The following is a 21,774-nucleotide window of genomic DNA, read 5'->3' on the forward strand; positions in this document are numbered from 1 at the left end:
GATTCTTCCGGAACCTCCGCAACCGAAGGAGGCCTTCCGGGATGAATGTACGCTATCGCGTCGATCTCGACCAACCCGAACGCGACGAACTCACAGCCATGCTGGCAGGCGGCAAGCATCCGGCGCGCAAGCTCAAGCGGGCGCAGATCCTGCTTGCTGCCGATGCCGCCCGCAGTGACGAGACCATTGCCACAACGGTGGCGGTCGGCGGCTCCACTGTCTACCGCACCAAGCGCCGCTTCGTGGAGATGGGCCTAGAGGCGGCGCTCAGCGAAGAGCCACGCGCAGGCGCGCAACGCAAGCTGACGGGCAAGGAAGAAGCCCTGCTGGTGGCCACCGCCTGCTCCAGTCCGCCGCCGGGTCGGGCCTGTTGGACACTGGATCTGCTGGCCGATGCGTTCGTCAAGCTGACCGAGCACGAACAGCTGGCGCGCGAGACGGTGCGCCGGCGCCTGGCCGAGAACGATCTCAAGCCGTGGCGCAAGGACATGTGGTGCATTCCAAAGGTTGACGCGGAGTATGTCGCGCGCATGGAGGATGTGCTCGACCTCTATGCCGAGGCACCGGACCCGAAGCGGCCGGTGGTGTGCTTCGACGAAAGCCCGACCCAACTCATCGGCGAGGTGCGTCAGCCAATCCCGGCCGCGCCGGGAAGGCTGGAGCGCTACGACTGCGAGTACAAACGCAACCGCACCGCAAACCTGTTCGTCTTCCTCGACGCGCATCGTAAGCGCTGTTTGCCTCGCACCTTGACCACGACGCCGTTGTGCCGTTTCGAAGACTGCCGCTGTGACGGAGATGGCAACAAATGCGCCAACAGCGGACGTTGTTGGATTGCGATCCGCAGCACCAAGGTGACGAAGGCCGTCAATATTCTTCGCGTTGACAGCGGTTCTGTGGGACGCGAAAGCTGCGTCCAATAGGAAGCTCGCGCTACCTCTTCTCCAGGCCTTTGAGATGTTCGATGAAGGCCCGCAGTTTGGGGTGAACTTGAGACCGCTGCGGGTAGTAGAGGTACACACCCGAGCTTGTCCCGGTGAAGTGGTCCAGAACGACTTCGAGCTTGCCGCTCGTCAACTTGTCGCTGATCGCTTCTTCAGGGCTGTAAACGACCCCTAAGCCGTCGACGGCCGCATCGATCGCCAGCAGAACATCATTGAGGATCAGCGGCCCCTTTACCTGAACCTCAAATTCCTTGCCGTCGCTCTCGAACTCCCACCGATCGTACACACGATTGCCAGCTCCCGCGCAGATGCAAGGATGGGCCAACAGGTCTTTTGGATGTTCAGGGTGCCCATGCTTGTCAAGGTAGGCCGGTGCAGCAGCCACAACCCATCGGACGGGACCGAAGAGTTTGAGCGCCACGACATCTTTGGCAAGGATGTCCGACACCCGTATTCCTGCATCAAACCCGCGCTCGAATATGTTGGTGGCCGCGTTCTCGAAGAAGATCTCAACCGTCACATCCGGGTACTTTTCGATAAAGGTCGCGATCAGCGGCCTAAGGAAGTTCGGATAGACGGTCTGCGGGACATTCAAGCGCAGACGACCGGCAGGCTTGTCCGCTGCGCTTCCCGCGTCCTTCATAGCGGAAAGGATCGCATCCAGCGCCGGTCCCGCCTGTTGCAGGAATTTCTCCCCGGCTTCGGTCAAGCTCGTAGCTCGTGTCGTTCTTGTAAGCAGGGTGACGCCCAGGCGAGTTTCGAGGTGTCTGATCATCTTGCTTATCGCAGGCGGCGAAACCCTGAGTGCTTCTGCCGCCGCCGTGAAGTTCCGCTTCTCGGCGACAAGCGCAAACGCCACAAGCCCATCAAGCTGATCCTTGTCCATTATGAACCTCTGGTTAATGTCGCATCAACCCGAATGCCATTTTTTGAAAGGAACGGCCATCGTATTCTGCGCTCACTCACGAAGACACAGCCGCAAACGCTGATGTGTTTCGGAGGTTGATCAAACCCAGTGGAGGTGCAGCACCATGAAGAACTATGCAGACGATTTCGAAACAGGCGCTCCCGAGATGCCAAGCCGCCGTAAATTGTTCGCCGCTGGGCTAGGCATCGCCGCAGCGTCGCTGCTGCCTCTTTCCGAGTCGAGAGCTCAAACGGCAACATCGGGTGCCGCAGCCACAGGTGCAAGGTCATCGAACCTTCAGCGTCGCATGCTCGGCTCGCTGGAAGTCTCTGCCATGGGGATGGGCTGCCAAAACTTTGCCGGGATGTACAGCCCGCCCACGAACAGGCAGGAGGCCGTGCGGATCATCCGGGCGGCGCATGACCGGGGCGTGACCTTTTTCGACGTCGCTGAAGTCTATGGACCCTTCCTGGGCGAGGATATTGTTGGCGAGGCGCTTTCGCCGATCCGCGACCAGGTGATCATCGCGACCAAGTTCGGCTTCGACATCACGCCCGAAGGCCAGGTCACAGGCGTCAACAGCCGCCCTGACAATATCAAGCGGGTGACCGAGCAACAGCTCCGCCGCTTGAAGACGGACTACATTGATCTTCAATACCAACACCGTGTCGATCCGACCGTGCCCGTCGAAGACGTGGCCGGAGCGGTGCAGGAATTGATCCGTGAAGGCAAGGTCCGCCACTTCGGCCTGTCCGCTGCAGGCGAAGCGACCATCCGCCGCGCCCACAAAGTGCAGCCAGTCACGGCGGTGCAGAATGAATACTCTGTCTGGACCCGCGATCCGGAGGTGGAGGTTCTGGCGACCTGCGAGGAGCTTGGCATCGGGTTCGTGCCATGGAGCCCGCTCGGCATGGGATACCTGACCGGTACTGTCACCCCCATGTTCGTGCATGGCCCTGCCGACCTACGGGCCAACCTGCCGCGCTTCACGCCTGAAGCCCGCCGCGCCAACTGGCCGGTGGTCGAACTGCTACAGCGTGTAGGCGCACGTCATCAGGCTGCGCCCGGCCAGGTCGCCCTTGGCTGGTTGCTCGCCCGCAAGCCGTGGATCGTGCCCATTCCCGGCCCGATAACGGAGGACCAGATGGACCAGAACATGGACGCGCTGCAGGTCCAGTTGAGTGCGGCCGATGTCAAGGAGATCGATGACGGCTTTGCCCGGATCACGGTCCAGGGCGCGCGTCTGAGCCCACCAATGCTCGCGATGATCGATACCGGCGCAAAACTTGGAACGAGTTCCAAGGGCGGAACCGGCATGTCACCGGTCAGGTGACCAACCCACAAGAACCGACGGGCTGAAGTCTAGCCGGGTACCGGCGGCGCTTCTTGTCCGAGGCGCTGCCACCTCTGTGGTCCTCGCTCCGGTCTTTCCGGATCGGTAGGGCCAGCCAGAGAGCACAACGAAGGGGACTACCATGAATAACAACAATCGGGTCGCTGTAATCACTGGTGCATCCTCCGGAATCGGTGAGGCGCTGGCACGTGAGCTTCTTTCAGAAGGATATCGCGTAGCCCTTCTAGGGCGGCGCCTCGAGCGTGTCGCGGCACTCGCAGACGAACTCGGCGAAGGCGCTATCGCGATCCAGGCTGACGTGACCGACCGGGACTCCATCGCTGGAGCCGCCGCGCGCGTCCAGGAGTTCGGCGGCGCCGATGTTCTAGTCAACAACGCAGGCGTGATGCTCACAGCGCCGTTTGGATCGGCCAAGCGATCCGAGCATCGGCAGATGGTCGAAACCAATCTCCTGGGTGTCATGACTGTGACTGAGGTTTTCCTTGACCAACTCCGCGCCAAGAAGGGAGATCTGGTGAACATCTCTTCTGTGGCAGGTCGCGTAGCTCCAGCCGGGTTCGCTGCCTATTCGGCAACCAAATGGGGGATCAACGGCTGGTCCGAGGCGCTTCGCGTCGAACTCCAGCCAGACATCCGCGTGATAGTCATCGAGCCTGGTGCGGTGGCGACAGAATTATCCGACCACATCACACACGAGGAAAGCAAAAAGTCTGCTCAGGACTACCGCGACAATGTTGCAATTCCGGCTCAGGACATCGCCGAAATCATAGCCTTTGCTCTCAGCCGGCCGAAGCGGACGTCCCTCAACGAGATCCTGGTCCGCCCGACCGTGCAGGCGATGTGAACAACTGTCTTACAGCCCCATGCGCCGCAAGATCGGTGAAGGGCTGACAACATGAAAGGACACATGAGATGAGTAACAAAGTGTGGTTCATCACCGGGGCAGGACGTGGCCTCGGCCTGGACATTGCCAAGGCGGCCCTGGCAGCCGGCCACAAGGTGGTCGCGACTGGCCGTAATCCAGACAAGGTGGCGAACGCTCTAGGTGCTTCCGACGACCTTCTTGTCGTGAAACTCGATGTCACCAAGGCCGCTGACGCCGACGCCGCCGCGCAGGCGACCCTTGAGCGGTTCGGACGGATCGACGTGCTGGTCAACAACGCGGCCAGCTTCTACGCCGGGTATTTCGAGGAACTGTCTCCCAAGCAGATGCAGTTGCAGCTAAGCACGAGCCTTGACGGTCCGATGATCGTGACGCGGGCGTTCCTTCCGGTCATGCGCAAGCAGCGCTCCGGCCAGATCGTCTCGATCTCCTCGACGGCAGGTCTGATGGGCTTTGAATTCTGCACAGCCTACTCTGCTTCGAAGTTTGGCCTCGATGGCTGGATGGAAGCGCTGCAGACTGAAGTCGGTCCGTTCGGCATCGAGACGATGATCGTCAACCCAGGCTTTTTCCGCACGGAGCTTCTGACGGAGGAGTCCACCAGTTACGCGGAAATCGCGATCGAAGATTATCACGAGCGACGCACGGCACAGATTGCCTTCTGGAAGTCCCAGAACGGCAAGCAGGGCGGTGACCCCGCTAAGCTGGCACGCGCTCTAATCACGCTCGCTGAGCAGGACGAACTGCCACGGCGCTTCCTCGCTGGCTCTGACGCTATCCAGGTGGCGGAGCAGAAGATTGCTCTCTTGCAGCAGCAGATCGAAGCGTACCGAGAACTGTCGAGTTCTCTCGCCATAGACTGAGGACGCTGGAACGCCCTGAGTCCACACCCTGCGTGCGGGCTTTGGGGCATTCGCCGATCCTCTATCTGCGTACCTTCCGAAGTCCGCTTTGGGCCGACTGTAGTCTTCGGGGCCACATTACTTCCCCTTGTAAGCCCAAGGCAGCAGCTCATCGATCCGGCTCTGCTTGTGACCGTTGACGATGGCGGTGAGCGTATTGGTCAGGTAGGCCTGCGGATCGACGGCGTTGAGTTTGCAGGTCTCGATGAGCGATGCGATGGTGGCCCAGTTCTCGGCTCCAGCGTCGTGCCCCGCAAAGAGTGCATTCTTGCGATTGAGGGCTATCGGCCGGATGGTTCGCTCGACGCTGTTGTTGTCGATCTCGATGCGGCCGTCGGTCAGGAAGAGCTTCAAACCATCCCAATATTTGGCGATGTACGCCAAGGCCTCGCCGAGTGGAGACTTGGTCGCGACACGGGCGCGGTGATGGACGAACCAGGTCTGCATGTCGGTGACCAGTGGTGTTGATCGTTCCTGTCGTCCGGCGAGGCGAGCCTCCGGATCAAGGCCACGCAGTTCGGCCTCGATCCGACCCAGTTCGCTGATCCGCTTGACGCTCTCTTCGGCGATAGGTGCTGCTCCGTTGCGGGTTATCTCCACCAGCTTGCGGCGAGCGTGTGCCCAACAATAGGCAAGCCGGATGTCCGAGCCGACACGGTCAGGTGCGATCAGTCTGTTGTATCCGGCATAGCCATCGACCTGCAGGATGCCGGAGAAGCCCTGCAATATCCGTTCGGCATGAATGCCCCGAGCGTAGGTGAAGGCCACACCAGGCGGAGCACCGCCGCAACTGGATGTTCTCAACCGAACAGGCGCGCCTCAAATTGGCCAAGGCCTATCCAAAGCCAACCGCCAAAGAGTCATAATCCATGTGCAGAGATACTAGTTGCCGGCGGGCATGGTCAGTGCAGCAGGTTTGCTCCGCGTGCCTTGACGATGTTTCGCATGATGTCGTTAAGCCAGTCCTCGGTGGAGGAACCGGATCGTCTCCTGTCGATCTCGCCGATCGCCTGCTCGAGCGTCCGCTCGACCAGCCGGTCGGAAGCGTCAACGTCTCCCAGCAGCAGACGCGCTGCGAGCCTGAGCTTAGGCAGCAGGGAAAATACGTCGTCTGACGGCTCGGTCGCCAGATTTCCGCTTGATGCTTTGGGCTCGGAGGGGAAGAGAGCATCGAAAACAGCCTGGCCGTCCGAGGATTTTCTGAGGCTGCTGGCATACCGAAGGCGCTCAGGAATAACGATGTCTTCGTCGCCGCTGAAAAACACGAACGGCACGCCGCGGCGCATCAGTTCGTCCGCGATCGGGAATACCCGTCTTCCGTTGAGATTGACGTCCAGGATTGCGGCTTCCGCCTCATCGGTATGCTTCGACGCCTGTTCGACCGTCGCCACGGGGCCAAGCACGACGGCGCCCATCTTGCTGAAATAACGTGCAAGATCGCCCGCCAGCATCCATTCGTCCTCGACGATCAGGATATGCAAGCCTTGCAGGTCGCGCACCTCTTTGTTCCTTCTTTCTGCGGGAGTCACGGCTGTCGGCGCGGACTTGTACAAAATGACGGGACAAAGCCTCTTGCAACCGTTCCGCGCGCGCGAGCAGACGAGGCGGGATTTCTTCGGATACCGGGACCTTGGCCAGATCCGGCGAACGTAACGAGATTTGTTTTGCCGGCTTTATCTCAGGTGGTCGTTTTGCCATTGGAACCGCCTCGAAAACCGGATGTTAATGCCCACCGGCGGTGCTTTGTTCCGTTCGAGGACTATTTACTGGCCTGAGGCTCGGTCCGGTCCTAAAGCACGTCGCGTTTTGCCGGCCTCATGCGACGCGCTTTAGGCTGTTGTTTTTATTCATCTCGTTATCGCAAAACCGCTGCACACTTTTGCGCGACATGCATTAGTCTGAGGTCCGATTTGGCGGTTTCGCAGCCGCGGCTGTTACCGAGGCGTGGCATGGTGTTCCAGAACGGAAGATTTCCCATTGTCGGCGTCGGCGCATCGGCCGGCGGCATTCCCGCGATGGAGGGCCTGTTCAAAGGACTGACCGGCGGCACCGGCATGGCGTTCGTCGTCGTCACTAATCTGAGCCCAGAGCGCGAAAGCCTGCTGCATGACGTTATCGCACGTTACACCGGCATGCCGGTCATCGTCGCCGAGGAGGGCATGGCGGTCCAACCCGACCAAGTCTATGTGATGCCGCAAAACGTCGTCCTCACCATCCGTAAGGGCGCGCTTTCGCTGCGCCGGCCGAACACGCTTAACCGCGAGCGCAAACCGATCGACATCTTCTTCCGTGCACTGGCCGAGGACCAAGGGGAGTACGCCATAGGCATCATCCTGTCGGGGGGCGATTCGGACGGCACGCTGGGCGCCCGGGCGATCAAGGAACATGGCGGACTGACGATTGCCCAAGCCTCCAACGGTTCCGGCGCGCGCAACCCGGACATGCCGCAAAGCGCGATTTCGAGCGGCCTGATCGATATCGCAGCGCCCGCCGAGGAGATCGGCGCAAAGCTTCAGGCGTTTGGCCGCGGCTTCAATGTGCTGAACGGGCTGGCCGAGGGGGGTGGCGAGCACAAGGCTGACATGGGTCGGGCCGCCGATGAAATCGACCCCACTCTGCGCGGCCATTCCGGTCACGACTTTTCCAGCTATAAGACGAAGACGTTCTCCGCCAATGAAGAGGCGCAGTCGACTAATGAGGAGCTTGAGGCCTCGAAGGAGGAGAAGCAGTCGCTCAACGAAGAGCTCAGCACCATCAACGCGGAGCTGACCAGCAAGATTGAGGAGCTCGACCGCGCCAACAGCGATCTCAGAAACCTGTTCGAAAGCACAGAGATCGCAACCATCTTCCTCGACCGCAACCTTGTGGTGCGGACCTTTACCCCCGCTGCATCGGCCTTCTTCAATCTGCACCCATCCGATGTCGGACGGCCGCTGACCGATCTTTCGAGCCAGCTCGACTATCCCGAGCTGAAGCCTCACATCGAGGCAGTGTTCGAGACGGGAGAGACCCTGAACCATCACCTTGCGCGCGACGACAAGGGCCGGTTCTACCTGGTTCGCATCAACCCGTGCCGGGACAAAGGCGGCGGCATCCAGGGCGTCGTCGTGACCTTGATCGACGTGACGACGCTGGCGCAGGCGGAAGAGCGTCAGCAGGTGCTCATCTCCGAGCTGAACCATCGCGTCAAGAACATGCTGGCGGTCGTGGCCAGCATCACCAACCGGACCCGTGAAAACTCGGCATCGAAAGAGGAGTTCGCTGAAGCCTTGATCGGGCGCCTGCATGCAATGTCACGAGCCTATAGTCTGCTCTCGCGCGAGAGCTGGACGGAAGCCTCCGTCGAGGAACTGCTGCGTCAGGAACTCGATCCCTTCGGCCCCGAACGGTTTGAGCTCGATGGCAGGAGGGTAAATCTCAAGCCGGCACAAGGGCTTTCCTTCGGCATGGCCATCCATGAACTGGCGACGAATGCCGCCAAGTATGGCGCACTGTCGAAACCTGCCGGGCGGATAGTTGTCAAATGGTCGGTGGCCGACGGAACCTTCAAGCTCGTCTGGCGCGAGAAGGGCGGCCCCCGCATCAAGGAGCCAACCGACAGCGGCTTCGGCCTTACCCTTCTGCGCGGAGAAATCGGCTATAGGCTGGGCGGAAGAGTTGAAACAAGTTTCCGCTCAAATGGTTTGGAGGCGGAAATCGCATTTCCTCTGACCCGCGAGGGCTCGTCGTGACCGGAAAGGTGCGTGTGCTGATCGTCGAGGATGAATGGCTGATCGCCGACGATGCGGCGGCTTACCTACGCAAAGCCGGCCATCAGGTGGTTGGACCTGTTTCGTCGGTGACGGCGGCACTCCGGCTCGTTGGCGAAGGCGGCGTCGACGCGGCGTTACTGGATATCCAGTTGAACGACGAAACCAGCTATCCGATTGCGGAAGCGTTGCGGACGCGTGGTGTTCCGTTCGCCTTCCTCTCAGGCTTTGGTGAACGCGAAATTCCGGCCGGGTTCCGCGCTTGCAGGATCGTGCAGAAGCCGGCGAGCCAGAGTGCGATCCTGAATGCCGTGGATGAACTCGCGCGAGCCGGCTGAGGTCGCGATTTGAAAGTCGCGCCAGGTCACATCGGCGTGGTGCGTGCCTGCCGCGAACGACGAACGCCTATGGCAATATCCGCACCGGTACCGATTTGACCGCCGGAACATGAGCCTTCTCGGCTCTGTGCCACAAAGGAACCAGCGGGTTGAGCTCGGGGTAGTAACCGGCGCAATTTCCCTCCGGCACCGAGTAAGGTGTAACGCGCAGCCCGTGCACGCAGCGCTCCACACCGTCCTGCGCATTGGCTTCGAGATCGACTTCCTGTCCGGCGCTCAAACCGAGGCGCTGGATATCCTTCTCGTTCATCAACAGCACCATGCGTGTGCCGCTGATGCCGCGCAGCCGGTCGTTGTAGCCGTAGACGGTCGTGTTGAACTGGTCGTTGGAGCGCACCGTGATCAGTGTCAGCACATCGCGGCCGGCGACATCGATGTCGGGATCGGTTTCAAGGCCACTTGGCAGCTTGAAGTTTGCCCTTTTGTTCGGCGTCTCCCACACCCGCTTGCTCGCCTTGATGTCGCGATGGAAGCCGCCGGGCGTCAGGAAACGCTTGTTGAAGTCGCGGAAATGTTGGGGGTAGCAGCGCTCGATTTCGTCGCGGATGCGGGAATAATCCCCAACCCACTCGTCCCATGGGATCGAACTCCTGCCCGGCACTGTCGCCTTGGCAAGCTCGGCAACGATCCTGGGCTCGGAAAGCAGATGCGGCGAAGCCGGAGGTCGCGATCCGAACGAGCCGTGGATACAGGCGGTGGAATCCTCTACCGACACCCTTTGGTCGCCGCTTGCCTGATGATCTCTTTCCAGCCGTGACAGGCAAGGCAGCAAATAGGTTGTCCGCCCGGCGATCAGGTGGCTGCGGTTGAGTTTGGTCGCGATCTCGACATGCAGGTCGAGCCCACGCCAGGCCTTTTCGACCAGGCCGGTTTCCGGAACGGCCCGCACGAAATTGCCGCCCAGTCCGACGAAGCCCTTGACCGATCCGTCGATGACGCCTTCGCAGGTTTCGACCGTATCGCGACCTTTCTCGCGCGGCGGTTCAAAGGCATAGAATTCGGCGAACTTGTCGAGCGGCACGAGCTCGGGTTTTTCCGATATGCCGACGGTGCGCTGCCCCTGGACGTTGGAATGGCCGCGCAGCGGCGAAATGCCGGCGCCGGGTTTTCCGATATTGCCGCGCATCATCAAAAGGTTGCACAGCATCTGGACGTTCTCGGTGCCGTGCCGATGCTGGGTCAGGCCCATGCCGTAATTGCCGATCACCGCGTTGGCATGGCTGTAGACCTCGGCGACATGCTCCAGGTCGGTCTGCGCAATGCCGGATCGTGCGACGATATCGCTCCACTGGGTGTTGCGCAGGAAGGCTTCGAACTCGGCGAAGCCATGCGTGTGCTCGGCGATGAATGCCGTGTCGATGACACGCGTCCTGCCGCTTTCGCGGGCGGCATCGTCGAGCGCCAGCAACGCTTTGCCGATGCCCGTTATCGCGGCAATGTCGCCGCCGGAACGAACCTGGAAGAAGTCGCTGGACATTTTGGTGCCAGGCCCGGGCGACAGCATGTCGACAGGGTTTTGCGGGTTCTTGAAGCGTTTCAGTCCCCGCTCGGGCAAGGGATTGAAGGTGAAGACGGGCACGTTGCGTTGACGTGCCTCTTGCAGCGGATGCAGCAGGCGCGGCGCCGTCACCCCGGTGTTGTGCCCGAAGAAGAACATCATGTCGCATTTCGCAAAGTCTTCGAGCTGCACGGTCCCGACCGGCGAGCCGATCGATTCCGGCAAGCCGACCGACGTCGATTCATGACACATGTTAGATGAATCGGGCAGGTTCGAAGACCCATAGATCCGCGCAAAAAGCTGGTACATGAACGAGGCCTCGAGCGAGGCGCGGCCGGATGTGTAGAACACCACCGATTTGGGTTCGAGCCGCCGCAGTTCGGCAGCTATGTCGCGGAATGCATCGTCCCAGGAAACCGGCTCGTAACGGTCGGTGGCGGCATTGTAGCGCATGGGCGCGGTAAGCCTGCCCTGCTTCTCCAGATCGTGGTCCGGCCAATCGAGCAATTCCGTCACCGAGTGCTCGGCGAAGAATGCGGGTTCGCAGCGCAGCTTGGTCTGATCCCACATCGTCGCCTTGGCGCCGTTTTCACAGAATTCGAAAGGCCTCGGCTGGGCTGGCTTTGCCCATGAGCAAGACACGCACATATAGCCGTCGGCCTTGTTCTGCTTGAGCAGCGTGCTCCATATCCCGGACAACAGCAGGCCTTCGCCTCGCGCCTTGCGGACCAGGGATTTGAGCGATCCCCAGCCGCCTGTCGGGTGGTCGTATTTCTTGGTTTCGATGCGATCGGTTACGGCGGGTCTCATGCAAGCCACTCCCTGTGGAAGAGCACTCATTCGAACCCGCGGTGAGGCTGAATGTTCCGGGCTGGGTCCGTACCGTCACGCCGGTCCGTCTCGCCGGAACCATTTCCGCCATCGTTTGTTCGGCTCGAAGAAAGGAGCCGCGCGAAATGGAGCGACGTAACGCGTTAATTGCGATGGTGATTTCGGCCATCATCATCGTCGGCTTTCTGATTGGCTTTTTGTACGGCGATATGGGCTGGCGAACTTCGCCGCTCAAAAGAGCCCCTGAACAGAACCAGGGTGGCAATGCTCCGGCCGATACCTCGCCTGCCGCCGGCATCAAGAAGAACCCAAAGGAAAATACCGAAATGCCAGGCCAGCAATGACGTAGGGCCAGCAATGAAATCCAGCAGCAAGGCAATGCCACGAACTGAAACGGGTTCCTGTTTTTGCGGCGCCATAACGGCGGAGATGCGCGGTGAGCCTTTCTGGATTTGCTCCGATCACGATGACGACTGTCGCAAGGCGATAGGAAGCCCTCTGTCGGTGTGGGTCGGTTATCGGCCTTCCGAATTCACATTGCTCACCGGCACGCCGAAGACCTTTTCGAAAACCCCAGGCGTGCTTCGGTCCTTCTGTGCGGATTGCGGAACATCGATCGGCTATGTCGACCGGGGCCTGCCCGACGAACTCTATCTGGCGGTCGGCTTCCTCGATCATCCCGAACGGTTTTCGCCGCAGGCCCACGCATATTGGGACATGAGGCTTCCCTGGGTCGACTTTCCAGACGAGCTGCCGCGGGTGGGGACGTATTCGAGGCGGCGCGATCCGGCGTTCGGAAATCCGGCAGACCGATAGCCTACTGCCCGCCTGCAGGTGGAAACGTACCGTTCGCAGCCCCGTACGAAAACGACAATTGGCGCACGGCTGAAAACGCGCGATCATGTGCCAATGGGCCGCCGTTTGGATGACAAGCTCGATTGCAAGGCGTGCGGGACGATCCTGATGGAGATTCCCGACAATCCGAAGGATTCGACGCCGATCCATTGCAGCAATTGCGGCGCCTATCTCGGCGAATGGGGCGATCTGCAGGAGGATTTCTTCAGGCAGGCGTTCGGTGCCCAGGCCTTCGATCTGAACAACGGAAACATCATCAAGAAATAATCCTGGATCCCGCCGGCCCCAAGCCACGGCCTGTGGACCCGGCTCGTTGCGGCAATCACCGTTAATGTCGGACCCTCGGGAACCTTTCTCCCGAGCCGCTTGTTTGGGTGGCGGAAGGAGAAACGCCATGAGCACAAAACCTCCCCCTGTGCCGCCGAAGAATCTGAGCCCAAAGGGCGCCGGTGACAAAAAATCGGTAGCAGCCGAACAGGGACCGCAATCAGCCGTTCCGGATCCCGACAAGCAGGGCCAGCAAGGCAATACGAAGGTCAACACCACCCATCAAGGCAACGTCCAGGATCGCTAGGTCATGTCCACGTCGAAGAAGACTCCTGCCAGCATCCGCCAGGGCGGTCCCGGCGCCGCGCACGAAAACGCCAAGAAGCCGCTGAGCGTCGAAAAGCCGCCGGCCGACTCCGACCGTCGCAGCCACAGCAAAGTCTCCGGCGGCGGCGGCGAACGCGACAGCCACCATACCCACGACCCCGAAAAGAAAGGCGACACTCGGCCCGCGCATCAGGACAAGTGAAATCGGGCGGCGACGCGACGATCGGTGAGGTTCGAGCGAAGTGTCAGCGGGAACGGCGCGCCAAGGCAAACGGCACGACGTTGTCGACCACCGGCAAGTCGAACAGCATCGGAAGCCCCCGCGTCGCGGCCATTTCCACGATCAGCTCCTCGATCGAGTGATCGGTCAGACGGGTCTCGACGCCCAGCCGGATCATCGCCGCCAGCTTGTGCACCGGCACCGGCACGGACTTTGCCCGGTCGTCGAGCAGCTTGCTGATTTCGATCACGACGTCGGCGTCGATATTCCTGGGCAAGTCTCGCATAAGCGCCTCCCCGCCAAACGAAACGAAAAGCCCGCCGCACCTTTCGATACGGCGGGCGATCCAGTAATGCGTACCGGCGAGGGGATCGGGGTGGGCGTGCCGGCGCGCGCAGATCGCAAGTAATTTTAGTTAAATCCGTCAACTTCGATGTGTCACGGAAAAACGTCTGTACGTTTTTTACCGAACCGCGCGGATCGTTAGCTGTCCCCGCCGTCGCGCGGCGCGGCAGCACGGATGGCGCGATCCATTGCCCTCCGGACAGCGAACTCAAACAGTATACATTATAAACTTAAAACATCTTGCCAGGTGATCCAGCCTATGCTCCACTTGAGCCGGGAACATGGCTGATAGGTCGATTTCTGCCGACACGTGGCTGCATTTCAAACGGCACGACTGCGAGAACACAGCCTCAAACGATATACGAAATCTTCGCATGGGAAGGCGTGGATGACGGAAACGATAGAGCTCAAACGGGTTGGCGATGGCAATCTGCGTGCCCAGGTCTATCAACAAATCCGGCTGACGATACAGCATGGCGAATTGGCGCCTGGCCAGAAGCTCGTCGACGTCGATATTGCCGCCCAGCTCGGCATTTCCAGAATGCCTGTCCGCGACGCCTTGATGCAGTTGGTGCATGAGGGCTATCTCGTCGGCACCACACGCGGCTTCACCCTGCCCACGCTTACCGCGACGGATGTCGCCGACATCTTCGAGGTCCGCCGCCTGCTTGAGCCACGGGCCGCCGCGCACGCCGCACGGACACTTGACGCCGCTGGCCTCAAGACCCTGGCAGCCGCGCTTCGGGAGGCCGAGGCTGCGGCCGCCGCCGGCGATGCCGACCGCTTTTTCCAGGCCAATTCGGCATTCAGGAATTGTTGGCTCGGCGCCGTCGAGAACGAGCGCCTTTCCCAAACGATTGCAAGGTTCGCCGACCACGTGCTCGTCGTCCGCTTAAGGACGCTGTCGCACCAGCCGACGCAGGCCGTTATCGTTGCCGGCATGCGCGCAATCTATGAGGCATTCGTCAAGCGCGACGCCGTCGCCGCTTACGACCGCATGACCCACTTCATTCAGAACGCCGAGGAGCGTTTCATGAAGCTTAGCCCACCGTTTCAAGACTCCAACGGTGAAGGTGAGGGCATGTCGCGGCAGGGGAAAGCATGATCAGGAAGCAGCACCCGCTGAAAGGGCCGAACAGGTTCAAGCTCGGCGTCTTTTCCATGAACGCCGATGGCGGCCTGGCAATGACCACCGTTCTCGAGCGCTGGCATGCCCGCTGGGAAGACAACCTCAACTCCGCCTGCATCGCCGATCGCGCCGGCCTCGAGTTTCTGCTGCCGATCGCCCGCTGGCGCGGCTTCGGCGGTTTGACGCATGTGCGGGAATGGTCGTTCGAGACTTTCACCTGGGCGGCGGGCCTTGCTGTCGCCACGGAAAACATCGGCCTGTTCATGACGGTGCATGTGCCGCTGGTTCATCCGCTGCAGGCTGCAAAAGCGCTGGCGACGGTCGACCACATCTCCAATGGGCGGGCCGGCTTGAACATTGTCTGCGGCTGGAACCCCGACGAGTTCGCCATGTTCGGGCAGACGGTCGGCGATCGAACCTACGATCAAGCCGAGGAATGGATCAACATCATCGTGCGTGCCTATCAATCGAGGGAGCCGTTCGATTTCGGCGGCGAGTTCTATGATCTGAAGGGGGTCGTCAGCCGCCCACCAAGTCTGCAGGCGCCACGACCGGTGACCATGAACGCCGCCTTCGGCGCGCCAGGGCGCAACTATGCAGCGCGCCACTGCGACTATTTGTTTTCGACTTTTTCCGAAATCGCCGACGGCCGTGCGCATGTGGTCGACATCACCAACCGAGCGGCCGAAGTCGGACGCGAAGTCGGCGTCTATACGGTCTGTCACGTCGTCTGCCGGGAGACCCAGCAGGAAGCCGAGGACTACTACCGGCATTACGCGCTGGAATGCGCGGACGAGGGTGCGGTCGACGAGCACATGCGCAAGAAGAAGGAATTCGCGAACTCGCACGACGCGAAGGCTTTCACCGAATATCGGCAAAGGTTCGCCGGCGGTGCCGGAACGTTCCCGCTCATCGGCACGCCGGAAAAGATCGTCGACGATCTCACTGAGATCATGGACCAGGGCTATTCCGGCGCCGCCCTTACATTCGTCAACTACACCTACGAATTGCCCTTCTTCTGCGACCGCGTGCTGCCGCTGATGCGCCAGGCCGGGCTTCGAGTCAATTGATGCCGGCGGCCGCCATTCCGACCCCGTGGGTGGATGGGCACGACGCCATCAATCCGCGCGCCTTCAAGCAGGCGATGCGGGCGGTGGCGGGCTCGGTCGCCATCCTTGCCTCGGAACATCACGAGATCGGCTTTTGCGGCATCACGGCGACGGCTCTCTGCTCGTTCAGCGCCGAGCCGCCGTCGCTGCTGGCCTGCGTCAACCGCGGCAGCACCTTTGCCTCGGCCATTCGCGAAGACTTGCCGTTTTCGGTCAATCTTCCCGCCGGCGACCAAGAGAACGTTGTGCGTGCCTTTGGCGGCATGACCAAAGCCAAGGGCGCCGCGCGGTTCTCGTCCGGATCATGGGTGCGTGGCGAAACCGGCGCGCCCTTGCTTGTCGGCGCGCGGGCAATGTTCGAATGCCGGGTGGCCGAAATCATTGTGCGGGCGTCGCACATGATCGTTATCGGCATCGTCTCGGGCGTTGCGCTGGACCGCGCTCATCGATCGCCGGTCTTCTACGCGCATGGGCGGTTCCTGACAGTAGGAGATGATGCCAACTAACCGCCGTTCACGTGGCGGCGCGGCGATTGCAATTTCAGATCGGCCCGATCATGGGCCGGATCATGGGCGAACTATCAGAGGGAGTACGGCAATGCGCATTTGGAAATCCCTTGTTCTGGCTGCACTCATGTCGGGTGTAGCGGGTATCGCCACGGCCGAAGAGGTCGTCCTCAACGCCGTGCATTTTACGCCGACGCAGAACGGCTACGCCCAGAGCTTCCTGAAGTTCGTTCAGAAGGTGAACGAAAAGGGCAAGGGCGTGGTCCAGATCAACGTGCGTGGCGGGCCGGAGGTCATTCCGCCGATCCAGCAGGGCGCGGCGCTCAGGAGCGGCCTGATCGACGTGATCGACACACCGGCAGGGCAGTTCCTCGAACTCGTGCCCGAAGGCGAGGTTTTCTCCGCATCGACGAAGACGCCGTGGGAGGTCCGCGACAATGGCGGCTGGGATTTCATCAGCGGGATTTTCGAGAAGAAGGCCAATGCCCATCTGCTGGCGCATGTCGACGCGGGCTCGGGCTTCAACGTCTTCACCGTCGACGAACCTAAGCTCAACGATGAAGGCAGCATCGAGTGGAGCAGTTTGAAGATCCGCTCGTCGCCGCTCTACCGCGATTTCCTTGAATCCTTGGGCGCAACGGTGATCGTGCAAGCGCCGGGAGACGTCTACACTTCGCTCGAGCGCGGCGTCGTCAATGCCAACGCCTATACCGTATTTGGCTATGCGTCCTTCGGCTGGGACAAATTCACAAAATACCGTGTCGACCCGCAGTTCTTCAAAACCGACGTGCTGATCTCGATCAACAAGGCGAAATGGGACACGCTGTCACCCGAGGCGCAGAAGCTGCTTGCCGACGCGGCCGTCGAATACGAGCGCGTGAGCTATGACGCCAATCTCGCCGAGTCCGAAAAGCAGGCACAGGCAATGATCGGCGGCGGGCAGAAGGTGATCAGCTTGACCGGCGCCGGCCGCGACAAATTCCTGGCGGCTGCCACGCAGGCAAGCTGGGCGAGAATGACCAAACGCGATCCCACCAACATCGATCAGTTGAAGAAATTCTTCCAGTAGCCCGAGCGGAGGGCGCTGGTGCGCCCTTCATCAAGGTGGACATGAGGGTCGTCGGAAATGGACGGATTGTTTGCAGCGATCGGGAAGCTGAGCCTTGCGTTGGCGGCGGCGGCAAAAGTGGTGCTTGGCCTGATCATCGTCGCGGTGGTTGCTGATGTGTGCGTCCGCAATCTCGGCCTGAGGCCGCTTGCCTGGGCGGTGTCCGCGACGGAATACGGCCTGCTCTACGCGGCATTCCTGCCGATGCCCTGGCTGGTCCACAGCAAGGGCCATGTCTTCGTCGAGTTCCTGCGCCAGGCGCTGCCGGTGCGGGCAAGGGCGGTGCTTGAAAAGCTGGTCTATCTCGCCTGCATTGCCGTCAGCCTCTACCTCGGCAGCGTCGCTCTGTCTTCGCTGACAAGTGCCGTTGCGGGCGGCGAATACGAAACGCGCAGTTTCGATATGCCGAAATGGCTGGTCTTTCTGCCCATCATGCTCGCCTTCTATCTCTCGGCGGTGGAATGGCTCAGATATCTGCTCGGCCGTGACACGCTGTACACTCTCGATCCGCTGGAAATGGAAGGGCTCTGACCGGTGGCCTGGCTGTTTCCATTCGCCGTGCTCGTTGGCACCATCCTGCTGTTGATGGGGCTTGGGCTGCCGGTCGCCTTCGCGTTCTTCGTCACCAATGTGATCGGGCTGTACCTGTTCTTCGGCGGTTCGATCGGCGTGACGCAGATGGTCGCCAACTTCTCCGACGCTGTCTCGACCTATGCGCTTGCCCCGCTGCCGATGTTTCTTGTCATGGGCAGCCTGTTCTTCCGCTCCGGCCTCGGCGAGAAGGTCATCTACGCGCTCGACCTGTGCGTCGGCAATCTGCGCGGACGTCTTGCCTATGTCGTCCTCGCCGCCGGCACGATCTTTTCCGCGCTGTCAGGTTCCAGCCTTGCCAACACCGGCATGATGGGCTCGCTGATGGTGCCCGAGATGCTGAAGCGGGGCTACAAGCCGCATATGGCCTACGGCCCGGTGCTTGGCGCAGGAAGCCTTGCCGTCATCATCCCGCCATCCTCGCTGGCCGTCTTGCTCGGCTCGCTGGCCCAAATCGACGTCGGCGCGCTGCTCATAGCGGGGGCTCTGCCCGGACTGCTGCTCGTTGTCATGTACGCGGCCCTGATCTTCGCGCAGACAAAGATCGATCCGGACGCCGCTCCGCATTATCCGGTGCCCGCCGTCCCTGCGGCCGAGAAGGTGAGGGCGGTTGCCGTAAACATCATTCCGATGAGCGTCATCGTATTCATGGTGGTCGGCACGATCATCCTTGGGATAGCGACGCCGACGGAATCGGCCGGACTCGGCTGTGCCGCCGTCTTCGCCTTGTTGTTTGTCTACCGACGGTTCAGCTGGTCGGTTGTCTGGAAGTCGCTGGACGATGCGATGAAGGTCACCGGCATGACCTTCCTGATCATCTCGGCTTCGACGACGTTCTCGCAGATATTTGCCTTCTCCGGCGCCTCCAACGGCTTTATCCAGTTCATCGTCGGCTACGATCTTGGACCGTATCCCATGCTGCTCATGATGGTGCTCGTCATCCTGCTGCTCGGCATGTTCATGGATCAGGTCTCGATGATGCTGATCACGCTGCCGATCTTCCTGCCGATCGCCCAGCAATTCGGCTACGAGCCGGTATGGTTCGGGCTGATCCTGCTGCTCGCCTACGAGGTCGGCTTCACCACGCCGCCGTTTGGTCTGCTGCTGTTCATCATGATCGGCGTTGCGCCGAAAGGCACATCGCTCAAGACGGTTGCCATGGCTGCGGCGCCTTATATCGCGCTGACGCTTCTGCTGATCCTGCTGATTGTCCTCTTTCCGCAGATCGCTCTCTTTCTTCCGAATTTGATCTAGTCGAACTCGATCCAGCAGGTGTCCACATGCGCTTTGCCTATCTTGCTTTCTTCCACGATGACCGCGAGGCAAATTTGGCCATCGCCGGCGAAGATGTTGACGCCGTGCGGCGTGTGATTGCTTCAACGCCGGGCCTTGCGCTTGCAAACATCTATCTACCCGAAGTGGCGACGGACATGTTCAACAACGATGGTCCACCGCCGGTCTTTGGCTTCCAGCTCTATTTCGACGAACTGGCGGACATGGAGGCGGCGCTGGCGCCGTCCGGCCATCTGCAGGCGCTTGCCGCACCTGGTATGCTGTCGAGCATCGCCGGTTCGAGGCCGACGCAACAGGCAATGTGCGTGCGTCCGTTTCCCGTCGACGACGCTGGCGTCAAGACGTCCGGGCTCCCCTGCAGCTATCTTGTCCACTATCCCGGGCCGGCCGAAGACATGAATGCCTGGCTCTACCACTATGTGACGCATCATCCGCAATTGATGCGGGGCTTTCCCGGCATTCGCCACATCGAGGTTCTGTCGCGACTGGATTGGTGCGGTTCGCTTCCCTGGCCGCGGATCGACCATATGCAGCGCAATCGGGTCATGTTCGACAGTCCCGCGGCATTGACGCACGCGCTGCAATCGCCGGCGCGGCTGGAGATGCGCGCCGACTACAAGACTTTTCCGCCGTTTTCAGGCGGCAGCCGGCATTTTCCGATGTCGACGGAAGCCGTGCATCCTTCGTCAAGGGCCACATAGGCAAACAGGTTTTTTGCCGACGCCGAAAATTTCTGGAGATTTCATGTACGACTTTCGCAAGAAATGTATCTCTCTCGATCGCCTCATCGGCACCTTCTGCGCCATCCCGCACCCTGTGGCGGTCGAAGTGGCCGCCGCCAGCGGGGTCGATTTCCTGTGCATCGACTGGGAGCATTCGCAGATCGGCCGCGGACGGCTCGAGGATCTGATTCGCGCGGCCGATGTCCACAGGATTCCCGCGATGGTGCGCGTTCCCGGCCACACGCCGGAGTGGATGGCGGCCGCGCTCGACGCCGGCGCGTCGGGTGTCCTGGTACCCCGCGTCTCCACGGCCGAACAAGCGCGCATGGCGGTCATGGCCTGCCGGTACCCGCCGGTCGGCGCCCGCGGTGTCGGCCCGGGCCGCGCCGCCGGTTATGGCTACAGGATTCCGGACTACCTCAAATCGGCCAACGAGGTCCTGACGGTCGCCATCCAGGTCGAGACGGCCGAAGGGTTCGCCAACATCGACGACATCGTCCAGGTCGACGGCGTCGACGTGGTCTTCATTGGCCCCGGCGACCTGTCGGTCTCGATCGACGCCATGGGGCCGGCCGGCCAGGACAAGCTCAATGCAGCGATTATGAGGATCGCGGCCGCGGCGCGCACGGCCCGCAAGGCCGTCGGCATCTTTCGCCCTTCGGCGGATGATGTCGGCAAATGGTCGCGGCACGGCATCAGCTTCTACATGCTGGCCAGCGACACGATGTTTCTCGGGGCCGGCCTTGCCGCCGGCGTCGCCTCGGCGCGCAGCGCCTCATAGCAAGAGTTTGCCATGAAGATCATCAAGACCGACGGTGTGCTGTCAGTCGAGGAGGAGCAGCTGCGCTACCTCGACGGCTTGAACGTCGAATTTGTCGAAAAGACGCTGCTCACGGAAGATGCCCTGATCGAACACTGCCGCGACGCCGACGCATTGATGGTATTGCGGGAGCCGATCACGGCTCGTGTTTTGGCGGAACTGAAGAGGCTCAAGGTCATCGGACGGTTCGGCGTAGGGCTCGACTCGATCGACGTCGAGGCCGCCAGCCGTGCCGGTGTTCAGGTAACCTACGTGCCGGACGCCAATCTGGTTGAAGTCAGCACCCACGCCATGGCCCTGATCCTGGCCTTGACGCGCAGGCTGAAACAGTTCGACAGCGCGGTGCGCGCCGGCCGCTGGACTGCAATGGCCGACGGCGCCGGCATCACGCGGCCCGACAGGCAGATCCTCGGCCTGATCGGCTTCGGCCAGATCGGGCGGCTGACTGCCGAGCGGGCGCGGGTCTTCGGCTACCACATCATCGCCCACGACCCGCATATGCCGGCCGAGCGCATCGCGGCCGGTGGTGCCGAACCGGTCGGCTTCGACGAGCTGCTGGCCAGGGCCGACATCGTCTCGCTGCACGTTCCAGCGACACCGGAGACCAGAAACATCATGTCGGCACAAGCCCTGTCGCGGATGAAGGAAGGGGCGATACTCATCAACGTGGCCCGCGGCGGCCTGGTCGACGAGGTCGCATTGGCGGACGCGATCCGGCGCGGCCATCTGGCAGGCGCCGGCATCGACACGTTCGAGCGGGAGCCGCCTTCACCCGACAATCCGCTGCTGGCGCTGGACACTGTCCTGGTCAGTCCACACGCGGCGCACTACTCGACCCAGTCTTACGCGGAGGTTCGCAACAAGGTGTTTGCCGATGTCGCATCGGTCCTGCGCGGCGGCAAGCCGGTATATCCGGTCAACCGGATATGACCAATTCCCGATGTCGGCACCACCTCTATCCGCCTGCTCCGCGGAACCCAAGTCCTGCAAGTCGGGGTTCGCAGGGCGATAAGGGG

23 protein-coding genes and 2 pseudogenes are annotated in these 21,774 nt (G+C 61.3%); 20 read left to right on the top strand and 5 right to left on the bottom strand.

The window, feature by feature from the left end:
• Positions 1-41: 41 nt before the first annotated feature.
• Positions 42-728: pseudogene (locus tag NKJ73_RS10340) on the top strand (IS630 family transposase); the annotation flags it as partial.
• Positions 729-933: 205 nt separating this feature from the next.
• Here NKJ73_RS10340 and NKJ73_RS10345 read toward each other — a convergent pair.
• Entirely contained in the window at positions 934-1,830 is an 897-nt protein-coding gene (locus tag NKJ73_RS10345; protein WP_023676118.1) for a LysR substrate-binding domain-containing protein, read from the bottom strand.
• A 328-nt stretch (positions 1,831-2,158) separates the two neighbouring features.
• Here NKJ73_RS10345 and NKJ73_RS10350 point away from each other — a divergent pair, with 328 nt between their 5' ends.
• From NKJ73_RS10350 to NKJ73_RS10360, 3 genes are all read left to right on the top strand, one after another.
• Positions 2,159-3,184, top strand: coding sequence for an aldo/keto reductase (locus NKJ73_RS10350; protein WP_352569440.1), 1,026 nt, complete (start codon positions 2,159-2,161; stop codon positions 3,182-3,184).
• A gap of 142 nt (positions 3,185-3,326) precedes the next feature.
• Positions 3,327-4,049, top strand: a complete 723-nt coding sequence (locus tag NKJ73_RS10355) for an SDR family oxidoreductase (protein ID WP_352569258.1) — start codon at positions 3,327-3,329, stop codon at positions 4,047-4,049.
• Positions 4,050-4,117: 68 nt separating this feature from the next.
• Entirely contained in the window at positions 4,118-4,951 is an 834-nt protein-coding gene (locus NKJ73_RS10360; protein WP_352569259.1) for an SDR family NAD(P)-dependent oxidoreductase, read from the top strand.
• A gap of 117 nt (positions 4,952-5,068) precedes the next feature.
• On the opposite strand, the pseudogene tnpC reads toward NKJ73_RS10360, so the two are convergent.
• Positions 5,069-5,776 (bottom strand): annotated as a pseudogene (tnpC, locus tag NKJ73_RS10365) (IS66 family transposase); the annotation flags it as partial.
• Positions 5,777-5,892: 116 nt separating this feature from the next.
• Complete coding sequence (locus tag NKJ73_RS10370; protein WP_352569260.1) at positions 5,893-6,489, bottom strand: response regulator; 597 nt, start codon at positions 6,487-6,489, stop codon at positions 5,893-5,895.
• 450 nt (positions 6,490-6,939) lie between these two features.
• On the opposite strand from NKJ73_RS10370, the gene NKJ73_RS10375 reads away from it, so the two are divergent.
• Positions 6,940-8,721 carry a chemotaxis protein CheB gene (locus tag NKJ73_RS10375; RefSeq protein ID WP_352569261.1) on the top strand — a complete coding sequence of 594 codons (1,782 nt, stop codon included), beginning with the start codon at positions 6,940-6,942 and terminating at the stop codon, positions 8,719-8,721.
• 14 nt (positions 8,722-8,735) lie between these two features.
• Positions 8,736-9,077: a response regulator gene (locus tag NKJ73_RS10380; RefSeq protein WP_245274673.1), complete on the top strand. Its 342-nt coding sequence runs from the start codon at positions 8,736-8,738 to the stop codon at positions 9,075-9,077.
• 67 nt (positions 9,078-9,144) lie between these two features.
• Here the strand turns inward: NKJ73_RS10380 and NKJ73_RS10385 are convergent, their stop codons facing one another.
• A complete protein-coding gene (locus tag NKJ73_RS10385; RefSeq protein ID WP_352569262.1) occupies positions 9,145-11,445 on the bottom strand; it encodes an FdhF/YdeP family oxidoreductase in 2,301 nt (766 codons plus the stop codon).
• 146 nt (positions 11,446-11,591) lie between these two features.
• On the opposite strand from NKJ73_RS10385, the gene NKJ73_RS10390 reads away from it, so the two are divergent.
• From NKJ73_RS10390 to NKJ73_RS10410, 5 genes are all read left to right on the top strand, one after another.
• Positions 11,592-11,810: a hypothetical protein gene (locus NKJ73_RS10390; RefSeq protein ID WP_352472892.1), complete on the top strand. Its 219-nt coding sequence runs from the start codon at positions 11,592-11,594 to the stop codon at positions 11,808-11,810.
• Between the two features lie 34 nt (positions 11,811-11,844).
• Positions 11,845-12,282 carry a GFA family protein gene (locus NKJ73_RS10395; RefSeq protein ID WP_502905369.1) on the top strand — a complete coding sequence of 146 codons (438 nt, stop codon included), beginning with the start codon at positions 11,845-11,847 and terminating at the stop codon, positions 12,280-12,282.
• A 93-nt stretch (positions 12,283-12,375) separates the two neighbouring features.
• Positions 12,376-12,588, top strand: a complete 213-nt coding sequence (locus NKJ73_RS10400; protein ID WP_036238316.1) for a hypothetical protein — start codon at positions 12,376-12,378, stop codon at positions 12,586-12,588.
• A gap of 127 nt (positions 12,589-12,715) precedes the next feature.
• The gene (locus tag NKJ73_RS10405) at positions 12,716-12,895 is read left to right on the top strand and encodes a hypothetical protein (protein WP_023676107.1); all 180 of its coding nucleotides are present in this window, start codon (positions 12,716-12,718) and stop codon (positions 12,893-12,895) included.
• A 3-nt stretch (positions 12,896-12,898) separates the two neighbouring features.
• Positions 12,899-13,117, top strand: coding sequence for a hypothetical protein (locus NKJ73_RS10410; protein ID WP_023676106.1), 219 nt, complete (start codon positions 12,899-12,901; stop codon positions 13,115-13,117).
• A gap of 43 nt (positions 13,118-13,160) precedes the next feature.
• Here NKJ73_RS10410 and NKJ73_RS10415 read toward each other — a convergent pair whose 3' ends face one another.
• Positions 13,161-13,421: a hypothetical protein gene (locus NKJ73_RS10415; RefSeq protein ID WP_023676105.1), complete on the bottom strand. Its 261-nt coding sequence runs from the start codon at positions 13,419-13,421 to the stop codon at positions 13,161-13,163.
• Between the two features lie 447 nt (positions 13,422-13,868).
• On the opposite strand from NKJ73_RS10415, the gene NKJ73_RS10420 reads away from it, so the two are divergent.
• The 9 genes from NKJ73_RS10420 (at position 13,869) to NKJ73_RS10460 (ending at position 21,688) form a co-directional block, all read left to right on the top strand.
• Positions 13,869-14,585: a GntR family transcriptional regulator gene (locus NKJ73_RS10420; protein WP_352569263.1), complete on the top strand. Its 717-nt coding sequence runs from the start codon at positions 13,869-13,871 to the stop codon at positions 14,583-14,585.
• Entirely contained in the window at positions 14,585-15,679 is a 1,095-nt protein-coding gene (locus NKJ73_RS10425) for an LLM class flavin-dependent oxidoreductase (protein ID WP_023676103.1), read from the top strand. The genes NKJ73_RS10420 and NKJ73_RS10425 overlap by 1 nt, the downstream gene beginning before the upstream one ends.
• Positions 15,679-16,224 (top strand): flavin reductase family protein, encoded by a 546-nt coding sequence (locus NKJ73_RS10430; protein ID WP_352569264.1) that lies wholly within the window; start codon positions 15,679-15,681, stop codon positions 16,222-16,224. Before NKJ73_RS10425 ends, NKJ73_RS10430 begins: the two co-directional genes overlap by 1 nt.
• 91 nt (positions 16,225-16,315) lie before the next feature.
• Complete coding sequence (dctP, locus tag NKJ73_RS10435) at positions 16,316-17,293, top strand: TRAP transporter substrate-binding protein DctP (protein ID WP_352569265.1); 978 nt, start codon at positions 16,316-16,318, stop codon at positions 17,291-17,293.
• 57 nt (positions 17,294-17,350) lie between these two features.
• Positions 17,351-17,863, top strand: coding sequence for a TRAP transporter small permease (locus tag NKJ73_RS10440; RefSeq protein WP_352569266.1), 513 nt, complete (start codon positions 17,351-17,353; stop codon positions 17,861-17,863).
• Between the two features lie 3 nt (positions 17,864-17,866).
• Positions 17,867-19,177 carry a TRAP transporter large permease gene (locus NKJ73_RS10445; protein WP_352569267.1) on the top strand — a complete coding sequence of 437 codons (1,311 nt, stop codon included), beginning with the start codon at positions 17,867-17,869 and terminating at the stop codon, positions 19,175-19,177.
• A gap of 26 nt (positions 19,178-19,203) precedes the next feature.
• Complete coding sequence (locus NKJ73_RS10450) at positions 19,204-19,917, top strand: hypothetical protein (protein WP_352569268.1); 714 nt, start codon at positions 19,204-19,206, stop codon at positions 19,915-19,917.
• A 43-nt stretch (positions 19,918-19,960) separates the two neighbouring features.
• Positions 19,961-20,719 carry an HpcH/HpaI aldolase family protein gene (locus NKJ73_RS10455; protein ID WP_352569270.1) on the top strand — a complete coding sequence of 253 codons (759 nt, stop codon included), beginning with the start codon at positions 19,961-19,963 and terminating at the stop codon, positions 20,717-20,719.
• A gap of 12 nt (positions 20,720-20,731) precedes the next feature.
• Positions 20,732-21,688: a C-terminal binding protein gene (locus tag NKJ73_RS10460; RefSeq protein ID WP_352569272.1), complete on the top strand. Its 957-nt coding sequence runs from the start codon at positions 20,732-20,734 to the stop codon at positions 21,686-21,688.
• Positions 21,689-21,774 lie beyond the last annotated feature (86 nt).

Origin of the sequence: Mesorhizobium sp. M0074, assembly GCF_040322975.1 — a bacterium.
Classification (GTDB): domain Bacteria; phylum Pseudomonadota; class Alphaproteobacteria; order Rhizobiales; family Rhizobiaceae; genus Mesorhizobium.